We start from the raw sequence: 17,253 nt of genomic DNA, 5'->3' as shown, positions 1-17,253 counted from the left end.
AGAGCATCAGGGGCGAGTTGAGGTGGACGTGCCGGAGGAACCGATCACCGCGGTGATCATCGATGATCACGCGGCCATCACCGCCGGCGTGGGCGCCTGGTGCGCCGAGGCGGTGCCGCCGATCGAGCTGATCGACGCCGGCGACCGGCTCGCCGACGTCTGGACCGGGCCCGGCGCCGCCGCCGACGTGGTGATCTTCGACCTGGAGCTGGTGCCACGCAGGCCCGACTTCGGCGAGCTGCGCAGGCTGGTCGACAACGGCCGGCGCGTGATCGTGTACTCCCAGCACACCGACGACGCGACCGCGATCAAATGCGTCGACCTCGGGGCGCTGGCCTACCTGACCAAGCGGGAGGGCCCCGAGCACCTGGTGCCCGCCATCCGGGCGGCCGCGCGCGGCGAGCCCTACACCGCGCCGTCGCTGTCGGGGGCGCTCGTCGCCGACGACGCGCCCGGCCGGCCGCGCCTGTCACAGCGCGAGACCGAGGTGCTGCGGGCGTGGTTCGTGTCCTCCTCCAAGGAACTGGTCGCCGCCAAGCTCAACATCACCGTCAAGACCGTGGACACCTACATCACGCGGGTCCGGGTGAAGTACGCCAACGTGGGCCGGGCCGCCCGGACCAAGAGCGAGCTCGTCGGCCGTGCCCTCGACGACGGCCTCATCACGCTGGCCGAGCTCAACCACCCGTTGTAGGGCGTTCACCGGACACCGGTGTCCGCGGCGCCTCCGTAGAGTGGCGATCAGTCGTGGCGCGGCCACGCCGATACCCACTGCTACGGGGGCAGCGGGTATCTCTTTTTTGGGGAGACGACGGCGAAGACGATGAAGACCATGAGATCGGCGGCGGCGCTGGCCGTGCTCGTCGTCGCCGGGCCGGCGGTGGTGGACTCCCCGGCGTACGCCGGAGCGGCGGCCGCCCTGCGATTCGGCTACGAGGACGGGTCGAAGTCGTCCGGAAACCCGGAGCTGGGATTCAACGAATGCTGCCGCACCTCGATCCAGGGGGACGACCTGCCGAGGACCGGGAAGTACGCCCTGCGCAGCCAGCTGAAGTACGGCGACCAGATGGTCGCCGGCGGCACCAGGGTGGAGAGCCACACGCTCAAGGTCGACGACAGCTACTACGGATCCGGCGACACCGTCTACTACGGGTTCATGTGAGTCCGACAAGCCGCCCAGCGCCTTCCTCAGCGTGCAGCCCTCGGGGAAGTGGCGGTTGCGGGTCAACTCCGACGGCAGGGCCTGCTCCACACCGAGCTCCATCAGCAAGACCAGCTTCGACCTCGCCGAGGTGAGACCGGGGCAGTGGCACGACTTCGTCTTCGAGTTCAACTGGAGCCACGGCACCGACGGGACGATCGACGGCTGGCACCAGACCCACAAGAGCCCCGGCTGGCGCAAGGTCGTGGGCGCCACCGGTGCCAACACCTTCAACGACGACGCGTCCACGCACGGCTATCTCAAATGGGGCATCTACAAGCCCGCGTGGAACAGCGGGCCCACCGCGGTCGCGAGCCGTACGCTCCTGCACGACAACATCGCCGTGGGCAGATCCTTCAGTGAGGTCGACCCCGCCGCCGGATAGACGACGGCGCGGCGGCGGCCGGATGCGGGCCGCTGTCAGGCGGCGAACACCGGGGGAGCGCGGTCCTTCCCCGGCATGGCCCGCTCCAGGCGGGCGGCGACCTGGAACAGCCGGACATCACCGGCCGTGCTGTCGGCGTCCGGCCCGCGGCATCCGTCCGATTTCCGCTACCGGGAGCGGGCGCGGGTCACCTCGGCGGGATGGTGGCCGTCCTCCGCCAGGGGCAGGCGCAGCACGAACCTCGCGCCCCGCGGCGAGTCCTCGACGGTCAGGCTGCCCTGGTGGGCCTGGGCGATCGCGCGCGAGATGGCCAGGCCCAGCCCGCTGCCCGCGGGGTCGCGCTGCCGCCCGTCGGCCAGCCGGACGAAGGGCTCGAAGACCCGCTCACGGTCCTCGGGCGCGATGCCGCCCCCGTCGTCGAACACGGCGATCATCGCGTGCCCGCCGGAGCGCTCCACGCTGACCTCGACGAACGTACGGGCGTGCCGCTCGGCGTTGACCAGCAGGTTCGTCACCACCTCCGCCAGCTGGACGCGGTTGCCGTAGACCTGCGGGTCGTCGTGGACGCGCACCCGCAGCAGCACGCCCGCCTTCCGGCTCGTCGCCTCCTCCCGGACCAGGGCGCCCAGGCCGAACCGCTCGCGGCGGTGCGGCGAGGTCGTGCGCACGCGGGCCAGCATGAGCATCTCGTCAATGATCATCTGGAACCGCTCCACGCTGGTCAGCGCGTCCCGGATCGCGGTGCGGGGATCCGTGTCGGGGTACATCAGCGCCTCCTCCAGCCGGGCGCGCAGGCCGGTCAGCGGCGTACGGAGCTCGTGCGAGACCATCGAGGAGAAGTGACGCTGGTGCTCGACCGCCGCCTCCAGCCGGGACAGGGTCAGGTTCGCGGTGTGGGCCAGCATGGCGATCGCGTCCCGGCCCGGCGGGGGCGGCACCCGCAGGCCCAGATCGGTGACCGTGATCTCGGCGATCCTGGAGCGCATCTCCTCCACCGGGCGCAGCGTCCGGCGGATCAGGAACGCCGCCAGGCAGGTCACCAGTGCGGTGGCCGCCAGCACCCCGGCGGCCAGGCTCCATTCCAGGCGGTGCGTGCCCAGGATCGGCGGCTGCGCCATCCCGGCGTACACCACGTGGGACTCGCCGCCCCACATCAGCTCCTCCTCCTGCGGCGACGGCCGGGTGGCGGTGAACATCACGCACCCGGCGGCGGTGCACCGGGTGCCGTGCTGGATCCGGTTGTCGGAGGCGGGCCACATGTCGCTCAGCGCCGGCCGGCCGGCGGCGGCCCGGCTGGAGACCACCACCTGCCCGCTGACGTTGACGAGCTGGAGCAGGTTGACGTCCGACGTCGCCACGGGCGGCGGGTCCGCCGTCCCCATCGATCCGATCCACTCGGTGGCCGCCCGCTGGGTGCTCTCGAACACCTCCTGCTCGACCCGGCCGCGGACCAGCAGGTCCACGACCGCGGCGACCCCCGTGAAGGCGAGCAGCGACAGCACGGCGGTGGCCAGGATGAGGCGCGTCTGGACAGAAAGCCGACGCAGACGCAGGGGCATCGCCACCTCCCGGCCGGTCTCGCTCCAGCTTTCCTAGCCATGCTTCCAACAAGGGATTCATGGATGGCCAAAGCGCCCGCAATGAGTCCATTGAGGTGTGCTGACGGCCGGGTGTTCACGCTCCCGAGTGCAGGAACGCCGCCCAGGCCGAGGGCCGCCCCGGCATGGCCGCCCGCATGCGGCGGGTGGCCGTGTGCAGCGCGAGCGCGCCGGGGATCCGGGCGGGGGCGTCGAGCGTCGCGCCCAGCTCTTGGTGGAAGCCGGCGGCCATCGCCGACGCGACGCGGTCGCCGATCTCCCACAGCGTGGCCACGGCCTGGGCGTACCCGGCCAGCTGGAAGGCGGAGGCCAGGTGGATCGCCTCGTCGGCGAGCCTGGCGCCGCCGCGGGCGGTCGCGCAGGCGGACAGGTACGCCAGCTCGGCGTCGCCGAGGTCGAGCCGGCTGATCTCGGTGACGCTCAGGGGCCCGTCGTGCAGCAGGAGGTGGCTCGCCGACGGGTCGGCCGGGTCGCTGCCGGCGTGGCAGGCGAAGTGCGCGACGCTCGCGCCGGGCAGCGCGGCCAGCACGGCGGCGCGCGACGCCGCCGGGCCGATCAGCGACAGCCCGTGCAGCCGGGCGGTGGCCTCCACCGCCTCGCTCGCGGTCGACGGCAGCGCGGCCTGGCCGGGCGTGGCCGGCATGGCCACGGCCAGACCGGCACGGCGGGCGGGCACGGGACGGGCGCGGCTGTGCAGCAGCGCCCGCAGGGTGGGCGTGTACGAGGAGACCACCCGGTCGAGGACCGACGCGCCGGCGACCGCGTGCCGTCCGGCGGCGTGCAGCGGGAGGGAGTTGAGCGGCCCGGCCGGCGACCACCACAGCCGCGGCCACGCCCCGGCCTCCGGCGGCCCGGTGAGGTCCAGCGCGTCCAGCACCGGCTCGGCCAGCACGTCCCACAACCAGCCGAGGGTGTCCAGCAGCACCAGCTGGGCCTGGCCGGCCATGGCCCCCGTACCGGTCCGTAAGGTGCCGAGCGCGGCGTGGAACGTCTCGTTCCGCTCGACGAGGTCGGCGGCCCGCAGGTCCGGCAGCGGCACCAGGCGGACGCCGTCGGCGCACAGCGCCAGCGCGTCACAGCGGCGGGGGTTGACGTTGACGGTCACCACCGGCCCCTCGGCGGCGGCCGGCCGCAGGTCGGGCATGCCCAGCGGCAGCGGCATCAGGAACCGCCCGAACGCGGGCAGCGCCTGGATCCGGCCGGCCAGCTCGCTCCACTCCCCGGCCAGCTCGCTCAGCCGCCCGAACTCCGCAGCCGCCGGCTCATGGCCGGGATCGGCGGCGGCCGCCCGTATCCGCTCGCGCAGCTCCACGAACCGCCCGGCCAGCCCGGCGTCGGCGGCCCGCAGGTTCTCCAGCTCACGTCGCGCGTTCAGCGCGCTGGACAGCAGCAGCGCCCGCCCCTCCTCGATCGCCTCCAGGGCGGCCGGCGCGTCGCCGCGGGCGATCGCGGACACGGCCTCGTCGGAGGCCAGCCGGGCCAGGCCGCTCGACCGCAGGCCCGGCTCGTCCGGCGGGAGCGGCGACATCGCCCGCAGCCGCGCCGCCACCCCCCACGCCAGCACGAGGCGCGTGGCGTGCGCCGTCCCTCCGGCGACGACCCGGCGGGCCCGCGCGGTCGCCTCCTGGTAGTCCGATTCCTCATGGGTGAGCTGGTAGCGCTGGAACAGCGTGTGGGCGAGGGCCTTCAGCGCCGCCGCGTGCTCCGGGTCGTCCTCCGGCAGGGCGGCGAGCCTCGCGCGGTGGCCCTTCAGCGCCTCCTCGGTCACCGAGAGGGTCTCGAACGGCGACAGCAGCGCGTTGCTCATCATGGACATGTCGCCCACCGTGGTGGCGGACAGGTTCAGGGTGCTCATCAGCGCCGGCAGCAGCTCCATCGAGCGCGTCAGCAGGGTGACCGTCTCCTCGATCCGCCCGGGCCCGTCGTGCCGGCTCCTGGCGAGCCGCGTCATGACCTGGTTCAGCTCCAGCGCGGTGCGCTCGGGATGGCCGTCCGGCAGTTCCCGCAGCGCCTGCTCGAACAGGCCGAGCACCTCGTCCAGGCCCGCCGTGTCCACGGGCGCCGGGGGAGTCTCGGGCGGGGCGTAGAGCTGGGTGAGCATCGCGTCGAGCCGGTCGTCGGGGCTCAGCCCGTCGGATCGCCGCCGCAGCAGCTCGAACGCCTTGCGCTCCAGCCCGGCGTCGGACGGGTCGCGCAGGAAACCGGCCATGAGGTCCATGAGCTGCGCGTGGTGCCCCTCGCCGTCGGACGGGGCGATGCCCAGCAGCCGGGCGGCGACGGAGAGCCAGTTGTCCGGCTCGTCCGAGGCGGCCCCGCCGGTGGCCGGGATCGACCGCCCGATCAGGCCGGTCAGCTCGTCCACGCGGCGCCGGGTCTCCGGGCTGAGCCGGACGGGAGCGGCGGGTTTCGGCGACCGCAGCAGCTCGGCCGCGGCGAGCAGCTTCAGCCGGGCGCGCCGCTCGGCGCCGCGCTCGGGAGTCAGGTGTACGGCCCTGCGCAGGGCGGAGACGGCCTCGTCGAGCGCGGCGGGATCGGCCTGGCCGCCCGAGTTCACCGGGAGCAGCAGCGAGGACGCCAGGTCGGTGAGCATCTGCGGCAGGTTCGCGTCCGCGTCAGTCGCGGTCTCCACGGCGGCGCGGAACAGCTCCACGGCCTCGGCCAGCAGCGCCAGGTCGCGGCTCGCCATGGCCCGGGCCCGCACGGCCAGGGCCAGGCCGTTGGCGCAGCGGGCGTGGTTCGGGTGCTCCCTGGGCGTGTCCCGGTACGCCTCCCTGAGCACCGCGAGGGCCTCGTCGATGTCCGGCGGCTCGGTGCCGTCGTCCGGCGGGGCCTGCGCGGCGCGGAGCATGAGCGCGTACCCGAGGTTGCTCAGGACCGTCGGGCGGGAGGGGTGGCCGGCGGGCAGGAAGGACGCGGACCGGCGCAGCAGCCCGATCGACGCCTCGCCGTCGCCGGGCCGCCGCAGGCGGGTGAAGCGTTCGAGCACGAACATGGCCAGGTTCGACAGCGCCTCGGCGGAGGCGTGCGCCCGCTCCTCGCCCACCGGCTCGTCCGGGCCCAGCGCCTCGGCGAACGAGGAGCGCACCTGGCCGGGCAGGGACTCCGGCTGGGCCAGATAGAGAGGCATCAGGAGGACGACCGTCCGCTCCCACGCCTCCTGCCTGGCCTCCTCGGGCCCGGCCGCGGCGCGCAGCCAGTGCAGCAGGCCGGCCACGTACAGGATCTCCTGGTCCACGCCGTCGCCGATGGCGAGGAACTCCAGCAGCCGCTCGGCCTCGTCCGCCGCCTCGGGGCCGAGCGCGCCGGCGGCGTCGCCGGTGTCCGACACCGTGGCGAGCCGGGCGCGCAGGGCGGTGAGGAACTGGTCGCGCATCGTCGCCTCGCAATCAGGTGGCCTTACGGGACCCTTCGCTGACCGTCTCGGCGTCCACCTCGGCGTCCACCTCGGAGGCCGCCCTCACCCGCCGCACGGGCCGGCGCGTCCGGGCTCCGCCGTCATGGTTCGTCCCGATCCGGGCCCTCACGACGAGGAGATCATAACGGCCGCGAGCCCGTTTCGAGCGCGGAGGCGGCCCGCGCTACCCGTGGCCGGCGACGTGCCTGTCGAAGAAGGCGAACGTGCGCTGCCACGCGTCGTCGGCCGCCGGCCGGACGAGGCCGTGACGCAGCGGGAACAGCGCGAGCCTGGCGACCGGGTGGTGGCCGTCGGTCATGAAGGAATGCCCGGCCTCCGGGTAGATCTCGACGTCGTGCTCGATGCCGAGTGCCCGCATGTGCTCCCGCAGCCGCGTGCCCTGGGACCGGAAACCGGCGTCGCGGCCGCCGTAGGAGCCCACGACCGGGCACACCGACCCCAGCTCCTGCCGCTCGCGGGGCACCGCGCCGTAGTTCACCGACGCGGCGCGTACGCCGGGCGGGGCGCCCGCCGCGTAGGCGAGGGCGAATCCGCCGCCCATGCAGAAGCCGATCACGCCGAGCCGGTCGCCGTCGACCTCCTCGAGACCGGCCAGCCACTGCCGGGTCGCGTCGATGTCGGCGGCCGGGCGGCCCGGCCGGCCGGTCGCGAGCTGCCGCATGGCCTGGGCCAGGCACCCGACCCGGGTGCCGTGGCTGTACAGGTCGGGCAGGACGGCCGCGTACCCGTGCCCGGCGAACAGGTCCACGACCTCCAGCATGTCGGGCTCGACGCCGTAGATCTCGTGCACGACCACCACCCCCGGCCATCCGGTCGCGGGCGGGGTCCCCTCGGGCAGCGCCGCGGTCGCGGCCAGCGAAGCGCCGTCGGGGAGGGGAACGCGTACCTGTCGTCTCATCAGCAGTCCTTGGCCGGTCCCGATAAAACGCGACAAAAAGTATCAGGTTCGGGGGCGCCGACGGCGATCTCGGCCACCGCGCGATCTCGTAGACCCGCATGGGGACAGGATCATGATCGCGGTTTGTGCGCCGGTCGGGCCTGAGCGGTGACCGCGATCGGGATGCCTCCTACCGCGCCGTGGCCGACCGCGCCGCTGAAGGGAGCACCCGGCCCGGGCTGGGCCGGCGTCCGCTCGACGGGGCGACGGGCCACGGCGGTGGCTCAGGCGCCGGGGGCCGAGGGGGGCCCGAGCGGGCCGGTTGCGGGGGTTCTGGGCAGCGGGTCGGTGGCGCGGGTTCGGAGGAGGTCGGCGGTGGGTTGGTCGGCGGGGAGGAAGGCCTCCAGGTGGAGCTCGGCCAGCGTGATGTCCGTCGCGGTGGCGAACGAGGTCAGCGTGGTGATGAGCCGCAGCTCGCCGTCCGCGCAGGTCAGCCGCATCGGTACGGCGAAGCCGAGGTGCTCGGGGCCGGGCGGGGCCTGGGGGACGTACCCGGTCAGTTCGGCGACGAAGTCGTCGAGGCGCGGGTCGGGGCTGCGGCGGGCCCTGGCGCGCAGGTTCTCGATGACGTGGCGGCCCCATTCGGCCAGGTTCCGGACCCGGGGCGCCATGCCGTCCGGATGGAGCATGAGCCGCAACATGTTGACCGGCGGTTCGAGCAGTTCGGGCGCGGCGCCCTCGGTGAAGACCCCGATGGCGTCGTTGGCCGCCACCACCCGGCCGTACGGCGCCACGACGAGCGCCGGATAGGGCAGATGGCCGTGCAGGATCTGGTCGAGCGCCGCGCGTACGGGGCGCAACGCCGTCTCGTCCAGGCCCGACTCCGTGAACACGGGCGCGTAACCGGCGGCGGTGAGCAGGTCGTTGCGCTCGCGTAGCGACAGGCCGAGCGACTCGGCCAGCCGGATCACGATCTCGCGTCCCGGCTGGGAACGGCCGCTCTCGATGAAGCTCAGATGGCGTTGCGTCGTGCCGGCCAGCCCGGCCAGCTCCAGCTGGCTGAGCCGGCGGGCTCGCCGCCACCGGCTCAGCTCCGGCCCGACGCCGTTTCGTACGGTTGCGTGGCTCACGGGAGCTTTCTACCTGAAGCTCCCGACACCCGGCGATTCCCTCGGGGGAATTGCCGGACGTCGGGCCGCCGCGGAGGATCCAGAGCGACCGACCGGCCCGCGCCGGGGTGGCCGGTCGCAGAGCGGGTGACCGGCCCTGTCCGGTCGGCAACGACGAAAGGCCGTTTGATGAAGACTTATCGCCTTGAACCGGGGCATGGCCTCGCCGGGCTGACGATGCACGACCGCGACGAGCCCGAGCCGGCCCGTGGGCAGGTGCTGGTCAGGATCCGGGCGAACTCGATCGGCACCCGGGACCTGAGGGTGCTGGCCGGTGAGTATCCGCTGCCCATCCGGCCGGGCGTCGTGCCGGGCTGCGAGGGTGCGGGGGAGGTCGTGGCCGTCGGCGAGGACGTGAGCGGGGTGAAGCCGGGCGACCGGGTGGCGGCCACCGTCTTTCCCCGCTGGCTCGACGGGCCGTTCAGGCGCGACAACGCCGCCCAGCTCGGCACCGCGATCGACGGGGTGCTGACCGAGTACGCGCTCCTGAGCGAGGACGGCGTCGTCCCGATCCCGGACCACCTGTCGTACGAGGAGGCCGCGGCGCTGCCCCTGGCCGCGGTGACCGCGTGGAACGCCCTGACCACCGGCGGCCCGCTGCGCCCCGGCGCGACCGTGCTGACGCTCGGGTCGGGAGGCGTGTCGCTGTTCGCCCTGCGGTTCGCCAAGCTGGCCGGCGCCCGGGTGATCGTCACGACCTCCGGCGCGGCCAAGGCGGAGCGGCTGCGGGCGCTCGGGGCCGACGACGTGATCAACTACCGGGAACATCCGGCCTGGTCGGAGCGGGTGCTCGCGCTGACCGGCGGGGCGGGCGCCGATCGGGTCGTGGACGCGGCGGGTCCGCTGGAGCAGTCGCTGAGGTCGGTCGCGTCCACCGGGGAGGTGGCCTTCGTCGGCTACTGGCTGTCCGGCGCCGCCGGGGCCCGGCCGATCGACCCCGGGACGCTGTTCATGGCGGGCGCGACGCTGCACCGGGTCGCCACCGGGAGCCGGGCGCACTTCCTGGAGCTGAACCGCGCCGTCGCGGCGCATCGGATGCGTCCCGTGATCGACCGGGTGTTCCCGTTCGAGCACCTCCACGACGCCTTCGCGTACTGCGAGTCGGGCGGCGGCTTCGGCAAGGTGATCATCAGCCACGGTTAGCGGTGGCACCCTCCCTCTTGACGGCAACCTCATGGACGCCAATCGTCGTTACGATATGGGCTACATGATTGTTGACAATCTGAGAGAGGGAACGTGTCCACAGACCCGGGAACGGTGCTCGACGCGATCCGTGACGGGATCATGCGGGGTGAGTTCGTGCCTGACCAGCGCCTCGTCGAGGCCGACCTGTCGGAGCGGTTCTCGGCGAGCCGGAGCTCGGTGCGCTCGGCGCTCCTGCAGCTGGCCAACGAGGGCCTGGTGGAGCGGGTCCAGAACCGGGGCGCGCGGGTGCGGGCGGTCTCCCTGGCGGAGGCCATCGAGATCTCCGAGGTGCGCATGGTGGTCGAGGGCCTGTGTGCGGCCAAGGCCGCCGAGCGGGTGGGCCCGGCGGAGGCCCGCGAGCTGCGCGAGCTGGGCGAGCGGATGTCCGAGGCGGTCGCCTCGGGCGACGTGCTCGGCTACTCCGCCGCCAACCAGGCGCTGCACCGCCGCATCAGGGAGCTGAGCGGCCAGTCCACCGCGGGCGGCGTGCTGGAGCGGCTGCGCGCCCAGCTCGTACGCCACCAGTTCCGGCTGGCCATGCAGCGCGGCCGGCCGGCGGTGTCGCTGGGCGAGCACCTGGCCATCATCGACGCCGTCTGCGCCGGTGACCCGGAGGCGGCCGAGCGGGCGGCCCGCCGCCACCTGCTCGGCGTGATCGAGGCGCTGCGGGCCCGCCAGGAATGAGAACCAGACCCCTTGACGGTTGTCGGCCATATTGTTAACAATTTGTTTCACCAAGATGGCGACAATTTTAGGGGTCAGGCATGCCGGACCATCCCAAGCCTTCCGCCCGAGCCCGCGAGCTGGTCGCGGGCGCCTACGACATCCACATCCACGTGGCGCCCGACGTGATGCGCAGGCGGATCGACGACCTCACCCTCGCGGCCCGCTTCGCCGAGGTGGGGCTCGCCGGATTCGTCCTCAAGTCGCACTATGTCCCCACAGCGGAGCGGGCGGCGGTGGTACGGGCCGCGGTGCCCGGCTTCGGGGCGGTCGGCGCGATCACCCTGAACGCGTCCGTGGGCGGCATGAACCCCATCGCCGTCGAGATCGCCGCCCGCAGCGGTGCCCAGGTCGTGTGGCTGCCCACCGTGGACAGCGCCAACCAGCGGGCTTGCACGGCCACCGACCCCGAGGGGGCCACGCCGCCCATGTGGGCCCGGCTCCAGGCCGAGCTGCGGGAGGCGGGGATCGCGGCCGACCCGGTGGAGGTGGTCGCGCCCGGCGGCGCCGTCCCGGAGCCGACCAGGCAGGTGCTGCGGCTGATCGCCGCGCACGACCTCACCCTGGCCACCGGCCACCTCAGCGCGGACGAGATCGACACGGTGGTGGACGCGGCCGTGGCGGAGGGGGTGCGGCGCATCGTGATCACCCATCCGGAGTTCACCTCCCAGCGCGTCGCCGTCGACCGGCAGCGGGCGCTCGCGACCCGGGGCGCCCTGCTCGAACGCTGCTTCACCACGCCGCACTCCGGCAAGGTCTCCTGGGAGACCTGGTTCGAGCACATCGCCGCCGTGGGCCCCGAGCACTCCGTGCTCTCCAGCGATCTGGGCCAGCCGTTCAACCCGCCCGTCGAGGACGGCCTCGCCCTGCTCGCCGACCGGCTGCTGGCCGAGGGCTTCACCGAGAAGGACGTCAGGACCATGGCCGTCGACAACTCCCGCCTGCTGGCGGGCGCCCGATGAGCGCCCCAGGGAACGGCCCAGGGAAAGGCCCACGGAACGGCCCACAGAACGGCTCAGGGAACCATACGGTCATCGAGGTCAGCGGCCTGGCCAAGCAGTTCGCCAAGGACGACGTCGGCATCGTCGCGCTGCAGGGCTTCGACCTGCGGATCACCGAGGGCAGCTTCGTCACCGTGCTCGGCCGCAGCGGCTGCGGCAAGTCGACCATGCTCAACCTGCTCGCCGGCCTCACCACGCCGACCGCCGGCACGGTCACCTACCGGGGCGAGCCGGTCCGCGGCCCCCGTACGGAGATGGGCTACCTCACCCAGTCCGACACGCTCATGCCGTGGCGCAGCGTCCACAAGAACGTCGAGCTGCCCCTGGAGATCGGCGGCGTGCCCGCCCAGCGCCGCAGGGAACGCGCGGCGGAGCTGATCGGGAAGGTCGGCCTGCAGGGGTTCGAGCGGCACTACCCGCGCGAGCTGTCCGGCGGGATGCGCCGCCGGGTCAGCCTGGCCAGGATGCTGGCCGGCGATCCCGAGACGCTGCTCATGGACGAGCCGTTCGGCGCGCTCGACGCCCAGCTCCGCGGCGATTTGCAGGCGGAGCTGCTGCGGCTGTGGGGGGAGAGCGGGCAGACGGTGGTGTTCGTGACCCACGACATCGAGGAGGCGCTGCTGCTCGGCGACCGCGTCGTGGTGCTCGGCCGGCTCGGCCGCATCGTGCTCGACCGGACCGTCGACCTGCCCAGACCCAGGGACGCCGACGAGTTAAGGGTGGATCCGGTCTTCGTGGCCCTGCACCGCGAGCTGACCGGGGCACTGCGGGAGGGAGCGCGATGACCGCCATCGAGCGGGTGAACCTCGACCGGAGCTGGTGGAGCAGGCACGGCGGCACCGTCACGGTCTGGTCCGCCAGGGCGGCGCTGGTGGTGGCGCTGCTGGTCACGTGGGAGCTGACCGCCGAGCGCTGGTTCGACATCACCTTCACCAGCCGGCCGAGCGACATCTGGACCCGCCTGGTGCAGTGGCAGCAGGACGGGACGCTGTGGTCCAACACCTGGATCACGGTGCAGGAGGTGGTGTACGGCTTCCTGGTCGGCGCGGTCGCCGGCGCGCTGACCGGCTTCCTGCTGGCCTCGGCGCAGGCCGTCTACCGGGTGCTGGACCCGTTCATCATGGCGTTGTACGCGATCCCGAAGGTGGCGCTGGCGCCGCTGTTCATCGTCTGGTTCGGCATCGGCATGCACATGAAGGTGCTGCTGGCCGCCGCGACGGTGTTCTTCCTCGTCTTCCTCAACACGGCCGCCGGCGTGCGCGAGGTGGACCGCGGCCTGATCGACGCCGTGCGCCTGATGGGCGGCGGCCGGCGGGAGATCATGATCAAGGTGGTCGTCCCGTCGTCCATGACCGGCCTGCTCACCGGGCTCAAGGTGGCCATCCCGTACGCCCTCATCGGCGCCGTGATCGGCGAGCTGGTGGCCTCCAACCGGGGGCTCGGCTACCTGATCAACGACGCCGCCGCGCAGTTCGACACCGCCGGGGTGTTCGCCACGCTCGTCGTCCTGAGCGTGATCGCGGCCCTGCTGAACCTGGTCGTCGGGCTGCTCGACCGCCGGGTCGGCCGGTGGAAGCCGATCGGGGCGGAGCAGTGAGGCGGCCGGTGAGATGGCCGGTGCGGTGGCCGGTGCGGTGGCTGGCGAGGTGGCCGGTGCGGCGCGCGGTCCTGCCGGTCCTGGCCGCCCTCGTCCTGGCCGTGACCGGCTGCGCGCAGCGCAGCTCCACCACGCCGCCGGGCGTGCTGAACGTCGGCCAGATCAGCAACTCCGTCGCGTTCTTCCCGCTCTTCGTGGCCGAGCAGAAGGGCTATTTCACCCAGGAGGGGGTCAGGCTCGGCGAGCGGCCCCGGCTCGGCACCGGCGCGAAGGTGGCGGCGGCCCTCAAGTCGGGCAGCATCGACCTGGGCGCCGGCGTGCTGACCGACGCGCTGAACCTGGCCAGGATCGACGACAAGGGCCGGCTGGTGGCCAACCTGGTGGACCGGTACTACGTGGACGTGGTCGTCGGCTCCTCCTTCACCGGTGCCGCCGCGGGTGATCCGCTCGACCAGCGCATCCGCGCCCTGCGCGGCAAGAAGATCGGCATCACGGGGCCGGGCAGCGGGACCGAGGCGCTGGTGACGTACCTGTTCGGGAAGGTCGGGCTGAACTCCGCCACGGACTGCGAACTGGTCAACCTCGGCAGCACCGCCGCCTCGGCGCTGGGCGCGCTCAAGGCCGGCCGGGTGGACGCGCTGGCCTTCTTCCAGCCGATCGCCCAGCAGGCCGCCGCGGCCGGCATCGGCACCCGCTTCATCTCGCCCGCCGCCGGCGACGTGCCCGGGCTGGAGCGGACCGCGCACGGCGTCGTGTTCACCACCCAGCGGATCATCGACAAGAAGCCCAAGGAGGTCGCCGCCTTCCAGAACGCGCTCGGGCGCGCGCAGCGCTTCATCCACGAGGCCGACCCCGCCGAGATCACCCGGATGCTGACGGTCTACCTCAAGGGGATCGATCCGAAGGCGCTGGCCGAGCTGCCGGGCCTCATGCGGGCCGAGATCCCGGCGGAGATCGGGTTCTCGCGGGCCTCGTTCGACACGGCCATCGCCTTCCACCGCGCGACCGGGCTGGTCAAGCACCTGCCCGCGTACGAGCAGATCGTGCCGCCCGCGCTGCGGATCGGCGCGCCGTGACGGGGGAGCGGGCGAGGGCACGACTCAGTCCTTCACGGCTCCGGCGGTGACGCCGGCGGCGACGTAGCGCTGGGCGATGACGAGCAGGATGGTGGCGGGGATGGAGGCGATCACGGCGGTGGCCATGATGGCGTTCCATTCCTGGTTGTTGTTGCCGATGTAGTGGTAGATGCCGAGGGTGATGGGCTGGTGGTCGCCGCCCTGGTCGAGGGTGGAGGCGAAGATGAAGTCCGACCATGCCCACAGGAACGCGAACAGCGAGACGGTGATGAGGGCGTTGCGGGAGACGGGCAGCACGATCGAGACGAACGTGCGTATCACTCCGGCGCCGTCGGTGCGGGCCGCCTGGAGCAGTTCTTCGGGGATGCCGGACATGAAGGTGGTGAGGATGAGTACCGCGAACGGTACGGCGAGGGTGGAGTCGGCGACGATCAGGCCGGGGATGGTGTTGAGCACGCCGGTGGTCAGGAAGATGGCGTAGAAGCCCATCGCCATGATGATTCCGGGGATCATCTGGGCGATCAGCAGCACGAAGCTCAGCGCTGCGCCGCCGCGCGGGCGCAGCTTGGCCAGGGAGTAGGCGGCCGGCGCGGCGAGCAGCAGCGTCAGCGCCACGGTGCCGAGCCCGACCACCAGGCTGGTGCCCAGGTAGGGCAGCTGCTCCTGCAGCACCGTCCGGTAGCCGTCCAGCGTGCCGTTGACGGGGAACCAGTGGGGCGGGCTCTTGCGCATGTCGGTGTCGCGGGTGAACGACACGTTGATCATCCAGTAGACCGGGAACAGCATCACGGCGGTCAGCACCAGCCCGACCGCGCTCTTCAGCGCTCTCATGTCACCGCCCGCCTTCTGATGTAGATCAGCCCGAACGCCAGGGCCATCACGATCAGCAGGTTGCCCACCGCCGCGCCGGGGCCGAAGGAGGGCACGAGGTTGCCGAACCCGAGCCGGTAGGACCAGGTGGCGAAGGTGGTCGAGGCCCCGCTCGGCCCGCCCTTGGTCATGATCCAGATGATGTCGAACACCTTCAGCGTGTAGACCAGGCCGAGCAGGAGGGTGATCGCCGACACCGGCCGCAGCAGCGGGAACGTCACCTTCCAGAACCGCTGCCAGCCGTTCGCGCCGTCCAGCGCGGCGGCCTCGTGGAGGTCCGGCGAGATCGCCCGCAGCCCGGAATACAGCACCACCAGGTTGAACGGGATGCCGATCCAGATGTTGGCGATGGTCACCGACCACAGCGACCAGTCCGGCGAGGTCAGCCAGTTCACCGGCCCGATGCCGAACCACGCCAGTACGGCGTTGACCACGCCGGAGTCGCTGTTGAGCATCCACGACCAGGTCGAGGCCGACACGATCAGCGGCAGCAGCCACGGCACCAGGAACAGCGCCCGCAACGTGGCCGACAGCCGGAAGTTCCGGCTGAAGAACACCGCCAGCGCCAGCCCGATCGAGAACTGGAAGGCCAGCGACACCACCGTGAACACCACCGTGTGCCACAGCGCCGGCCAGAACGTCGCGTCGGCGAACACCCTGGCGTAGTTGGCCAACCCGGCGAACGGCGCGTCCCCCTGCACGAACGAGCGCACCGTGTAGCTGCGCAGGCTCAACTCCACGTTGCGGAACAACGGATAGGCGTAGAAGACCAGCAGGTAGGCCACGACCGGGGCGAGGAACGCCCACGCCGCCCACTGACCCGACCTCCGGCGTGCGGCCCGATGGCCCCGGGCCGCCGTGCGGTCCAGAGCCATCGGGATCTGCGTGCTCATTGGATGGCGCTCGCCGCCGCCGACTGCGCCGCCGTCATGGCCTCCTGCGGCGGCTTCGACCCGCTCAGCGCGGCCTGCACCGCGCCCCACATCGGCTCGGAGATCTTCGGATACTTGGTGCCGAGATCGTCACTGGTACGGCCCTTGGCCGCCTTGACCGCGTCCACCCACACCTGCAGTTCCGGGGTGGCGGAGACCTGCTTGGCCTGCACCGCCTCGGTGGCGGCGATGTAGGACAGGGTGGTGTCGGTGGTGTAGGCGTTGTCGGCGCTGGTCAGGCAGGCCACCAGCTTCTGCGATGTGGCGTAGCGGGCGGTGTCCGACTGCACCGGCACGCTGACGAACTCGCCGCCGGTCGGCGCGGGCGCCGTGCCGCCGGCCTTCGACGGGATGGGGATGATGCCGTAGTCGAAGCCGGTCTTCTTGGCGTTGGCCAGCTGCCAGGTGCCGTTCTCGGCGAAGGCGAAGTCGCCGGTGGCGAACTCCTGCCAGCTGGTGGTCTGGGTGTTGTTGATCACGGAGTTGGGCGCGTACCCCTTCTTCACCCAGTCGGTCCACAGCGCCACCGCCGAGACGCCCTCGGGCGAGTCGAGCTTGGTGAGGTTCGCGCCCGCTCCCCAGAACCACGGCAGGAACTGGAAGCTGCCCTCCTCGGTGCCGATCGCCGAGAACGTGATGCCCTTCTTCCCGGCACCCTTCACCTTCCCCAGCGCCGCCGTCAGCGTCGCCCAGTCCTTGATCGACGCGGGGTCCACCCCGGCCTTGTCCAGCACCGCCTTGTTGTAATACAGCGCCAGGGTGTTGGCCCCGATCGGGACGCCGTACGTCTTACCGCCGCTCTGCCCGGCCGCCAGCAGGTTGGGCGCGATCGACGAGGTGTCGGTCCTGGTCTCCTCGGTCGTCGTCAGCACGCCGGCCTCGGCCAGCGTCGACACCACCGGGTTGTCCACGATCAGCACGTCGGGCGCGTTGCCCTGCTGCGCCGCCAGCAGCGCCTTGTTCGTCAGGTCCGTCGTGTCGTAGCCGGTCCGCTCGACCGTCACCCCGGCCTGGGTGCCGCACTTGTCCAGCAGCTTCACCCACTCCGAGCTCTTGTCGAACTGGGGATAGGGGTCCCAGACGGTGTACGCGCCGGAGGGCTGCGCGGAGGTGGAGGCGTCCTGGGGGGACCCGCAGGCCGCCAGCGTGACGGCGGCCAGGGCCAGGCAGGCCGCCCGCCGGGCGGGGACGGAGCTCGCCATGTCGGTTGTTTCCTCTCGAAGG

General features: G+C 72.5%; 17 protein-coding genes. 9 read left to right on the top strand and 8 right to left on the bottom strand.

Annotation, left to right across the window (positions count from 1 at the left end; genetic code table 11):
- Window positions 1–28: 28 nt before the first annotated feature.
- The 3 genes from ACBJ59_RS03695 (at window position 29) to ACBJ59_RS03685 (ending at window position 1,586) form a co-directional block, all read left to right on the top strand.
- A complete protein-coding gene (locus ACBJ59_RS03695; RefSeq protein ID WP_375108735.1) occupies window positions 29–694 on the top strand; it encodes a response regulator in 666 nt (221 codons plus the stop codon).
- A 129-nt stretch (window positions 695–823) separates the two neighbouring features.
- A complete protein-coding gene (locus ACBJ59_RS03690) occupies window positions 824–1,162 on the top strand; it encodes a hypothetical protein (protein WP_375108734.1) in 339 nt (112 codons plus the stop codon).
- 31 nt (window positions 1,163–1,193) lie between these two features.
- On the top strand, window positions 1,194–1,586 hold the full coding sequence (locus tag ACBJ59_RS03685; RefSeq protein ID WP_375108733.1) for a heparin lyase I family protein: 393 nt from the start codon (window positions 1,194–1,196) through the stop codon (window positions 1,584–1,586).
- A gap of 167 nt (window positions 1,587–1,753) precedes the next feature.
- Here ACBJ59_RS03685 and ACBJ59_RS03680 read toward each other — a convergent pair whose 3' ends face one another.
- The 5 genes from ACBJ59_RS03680 to ACBJ59_RS03660 form a co-directional block, all read right to left on the bottom strand.
- The gene (locus ACBJ59_RS03680) at window positions 1,754–3,145 is read right to left on the bottom strand and encodes a sensor histidine kinase (protein WP_375108732.1); all 1,392 of its coding nucleotides are present in this window, start codon (window positions 3,143–3,145) and stop codon (window positions 1,754–1,756) included.
- A gap of 115 nt (window positions 3,146–3,260) precedes the next feature.
- Complete coding sequence (locus tag ACBJ59_RS03675; RefSeq protein WP_375108731.1) at window positions 3,261–6,557, bottom strand: CHAT domain-containing protein; 3,297 nt, start codon at window positions 6,555–6,557, stop codon at window positions 3,261–3,263.
- 13 nt (window positions 6,558–6,570) lie between these two features.
- Window positions 6,571–6,708, bottom strand: a complete 138-nt coding sequence (locus tag ACBJ59_RS03670; RefSeq protein WP_375108730.1) for a hypothetical protein — start codon at window positions 6,706–6,708, stop codon at window positions 6,571–6,573.
- Window positions 6,709–6,762: 54 nt separating this feature from the next.
- Complete coding sequence (locus ACBJ59_RS03665; RefSeq protein WP_375108729.1) at window positions 6,763–7,497, bottom strand: dienelactone hydrolase family protein; 735 nt, start codon at window positions 7,495–7,497, stop codon at window positions 6,763–6,765.
- 263 nt (window positions 7,498–7,760) lie between these two features.
- Window positions 7,761–8,606, bottom strand: coding sequence for a helix-turn-helix domain-containing protein (locus ACBJ59_RS03660; protein WP_375108728.1), 846 nt, complete (start codon window positions 8,604–8,606; stop codon window positions 7,761–7,763).
- A gap of 168 nt (window positions 8,607–8,774) precedes the next feature.
- Between ACBJ59_RS03660 and ACBJ59_RS03655 the strand changes: the two genes are divergently transcribed.
- The 6 genes from ACBJ59_RS03655 to ACBJ59_RS03630 all read left to right on the top strand — a co-directional run bounded on the left by ACBJ59_RS03655 (window position 8,775) and on the right by ACBJ59_RS03630 (window position 14,227).
- On the top strand, window positions 8,775–9,788 hold the full coding sequence (locus ACBJ59_RS03655; RefSeq protein WP_375108727.1) for an NAD(P)-dependent alcohol dehydrogenase: 1,014 nt from the start codon (window positions 8,775–8,777) through the stop codon (window positions 9,786–9,788).
- A gap of 93 nt (window positions 9,789–9,881) precedes the next feature.
- Window positions 9,882–10,514: a GntR family transcriptional regulator gene (locus tag ACBJ59_RS03650; protein ID WP_375108726.1), complete on the top strand. Its 633-nt coding sequence runs from the start codon at window positions 9,882–9,884 to the stop codon at window positions 10,512–10,514.
- A gap of 80 nt (window positions 10,515–10,594) precedes the next feature.
- Entirely contained in the window at window positions 10,595–11,515 is a 921-nt protein-coding gene (locus tag ACBJ59_RS03645; RefSeq protein ID WP_375108725.1) for a DUF6282 family protein, read from the top strand.
- On the top strand, window positions 11,512–12,339 hold the full coding sequence (locus ACBJ59_RS03640; RefSeq protein ID WP_375108724.1) for an ABC transporter ATP-binding protein: 828 nt from the start codon (window positions 11,512–11,514) through the stop codon (window positions 12,337–12,339). Before ACBJ59_RS03645 ends, ACBJ59_RS03640 begins: the two co-directional genes overlap by 4 nt.
- Window positions 12,336–13,151, top strand: a complete 816-nt coding sequence (locus ACBJ59_RS03635; protein ID WP_375108723.1) for an ABC transporter permease — start codon at window positions 12,336–12,338, stop codon at window positions 13,149–13,151. Before ACBJ59_RS03640 ends, ACBJ59_RS03635 begins: the two co-directional genes overlap by 4 nt.
- A gap of 56 nt (window positions 13,152–13,207) precedes the next feature.
- Window positions 13,208–14,227 carry an ABC transporter substrate-binding protein gene (locus tag ACBJ59_RS03630; protein ID WP_375108722.1) on the top strand — a complete coding sequence of 340 codons (1,020 nt, stop codon included), beginning with the start codon at window positions 13,208–13,210 and terminating at the stop codon, window positions 14,225–14,227.
- A 24-nt stretch (window positions 14,228–14,251) separates the two neighbouring features.
- Here ACBJ59_RS03630 and ACBJ59_RS03625 read toward each other — a convergent pair whose 3' ends face one another.
- The 3 genes from ACBJ59_RS03625 to ACBJ59_RS03615 are packed head-to-tail and all read right to left on the bottom strand — an operon-like array spanning window position 14,252 to window position 17,231.
- Entirely contained in the window at window positions 14,252–15,058 is an 807-nt protein-coding gene (locus ACBJ59_RS03625) for a carbohydrate ABC transporter permease (protein ID WP_375108721.1), read from the bottom strand.
- On the bottom strand, window positions 15,055–15,990 hold the full coding sequence (locus ACBJ59_RS03620; RefSeq protein WP_375108720.1) for a carbohydrate ABC transporter permease: 936 nt from the start codon (window positions 15,988–15,990) through the stop codon (window positions 15,055–15,057). The genes ACBJ59_RS03625 and ACBJ59_RS03620 overlap by 4 nt, the downstream gene beginning before the upstream one ends.
- Complete coding sequence (locus ACBJ59_RS03615; protein ID WP_375108719.1) at window positions 15,987–17,231, bottom strand: extracellular solute-binding protein; 1,245 nt, start codon at window positions 17,229–17,231, stop codon at window positions 15,987–15,989. Before ACBJ59_RS03615 ends, ACBJ59_RS03620 begins: the two co-directional genes overlap by 4 nt.
- Window positions 17,232–17,253 lie beyond the last annotated feature (22 nt).

This window comes from Nonomuraea sp. MTCD27 (assembly GCF_041950495.1).
Lineage (GTDB): Bacteria > Actinomycetota > Actinomycetes > Streptosporangiales > Streptosporangiaceae > Nonomuraea.
Note: the sequence above shows the minus strand (reverse complement) of the source record. Positions and strands in the feature narration are given on the sequence as shown.

What these genes read in the sequence shown, in the direction of transcription:
- ACBJ59_RS03690 (WP_375108734.1), top strand. Translation starts at nt 824, where the DNA reads ATGAAGACCATGAGATCGGCGGCGGCGCTGGCCGTGCTCGTCGTCGCC.
- ACBJ59_RS03665 (WP_375108729.1), bottom strand. Translation starts at nt 7,497, where the DNA reads ATGAGACGACAGGTACGCGTTCCCCTCCCCGACGGCGCTTCGCTGGCC.
- ACBJ59_RS03625 (WP_375108721.1), bottom strand. Translation starts at nt 15,058, where the DNA reads ATGAGAGCGCTGAAGAGCGCGGTCGGGCTGGTGCTGACCGCCGTGATG.
- ACBJ59_RS03635 (WP_375108723.1), top strand. Translation starts at nt 12,336, where the DNA reads ATGACCGCCATCGAGCGGGTGAACCTCGACCGGAGCTGGTGGAGCAGG.
- ACBJ59_RS03655 (WP_375108727.1), top strand. Translation starts at nt 8,775, where the DNA reads ATGAAGACTTATCGCCTTGAACCGGGGCATGGCCTCGCCGGGCTGACG.
- ACBJ59_RS03675 (WP_375108731.1), bottom strand. Translation starts at nt 6,557, where the DNA reads ATGCGCGACCAGTTCCTCACCGCCCTGCGCGCCCGGCTCGCCACGGTG.
- ACBJ59_RS03640 (WP_375108724.1), top strand. Translation starts at nt 11,512, where the DNA reads ATGAGCGCCCCAGGGAACGGCCCAGGGAAAGGCCCACGGAACGGCCCA.
- ACBJ59_RS03680 (WP_375108732.1), bottom strand. Translation starts at nt 3,145, where the DNA reads ATGCCCCTGCGTCTGCGTCGGCTTTCTGTCCAGACGCGCCTCATCCTG.
- ACBJ59_RS03645 (WP_375108725.1), top strand. Translation starts at nt 10,595, where the DNA reads ATGCCGGACCATCCCAAGCCTTCCGCCCGAGCCCGCGAGCTGGTCGCG.
- ACBJ59_RS03620 (WP_375108720.1), bottom strand. Translation starts at nt 15,990, where the DNA reads ATGAGCACGCAGATCCCGATGGCTCTGGACCGCACGGCGGCCCGGGGC.
- ACBJ59_RS03615 (WP_375108719.1), bottom strand. Translation starts at nt 17,231, where the DNA reads ATGGCGAGCTCCGTCCCCGCCCGGCGGGCGGCCTGCCTGGCCCTGGCC.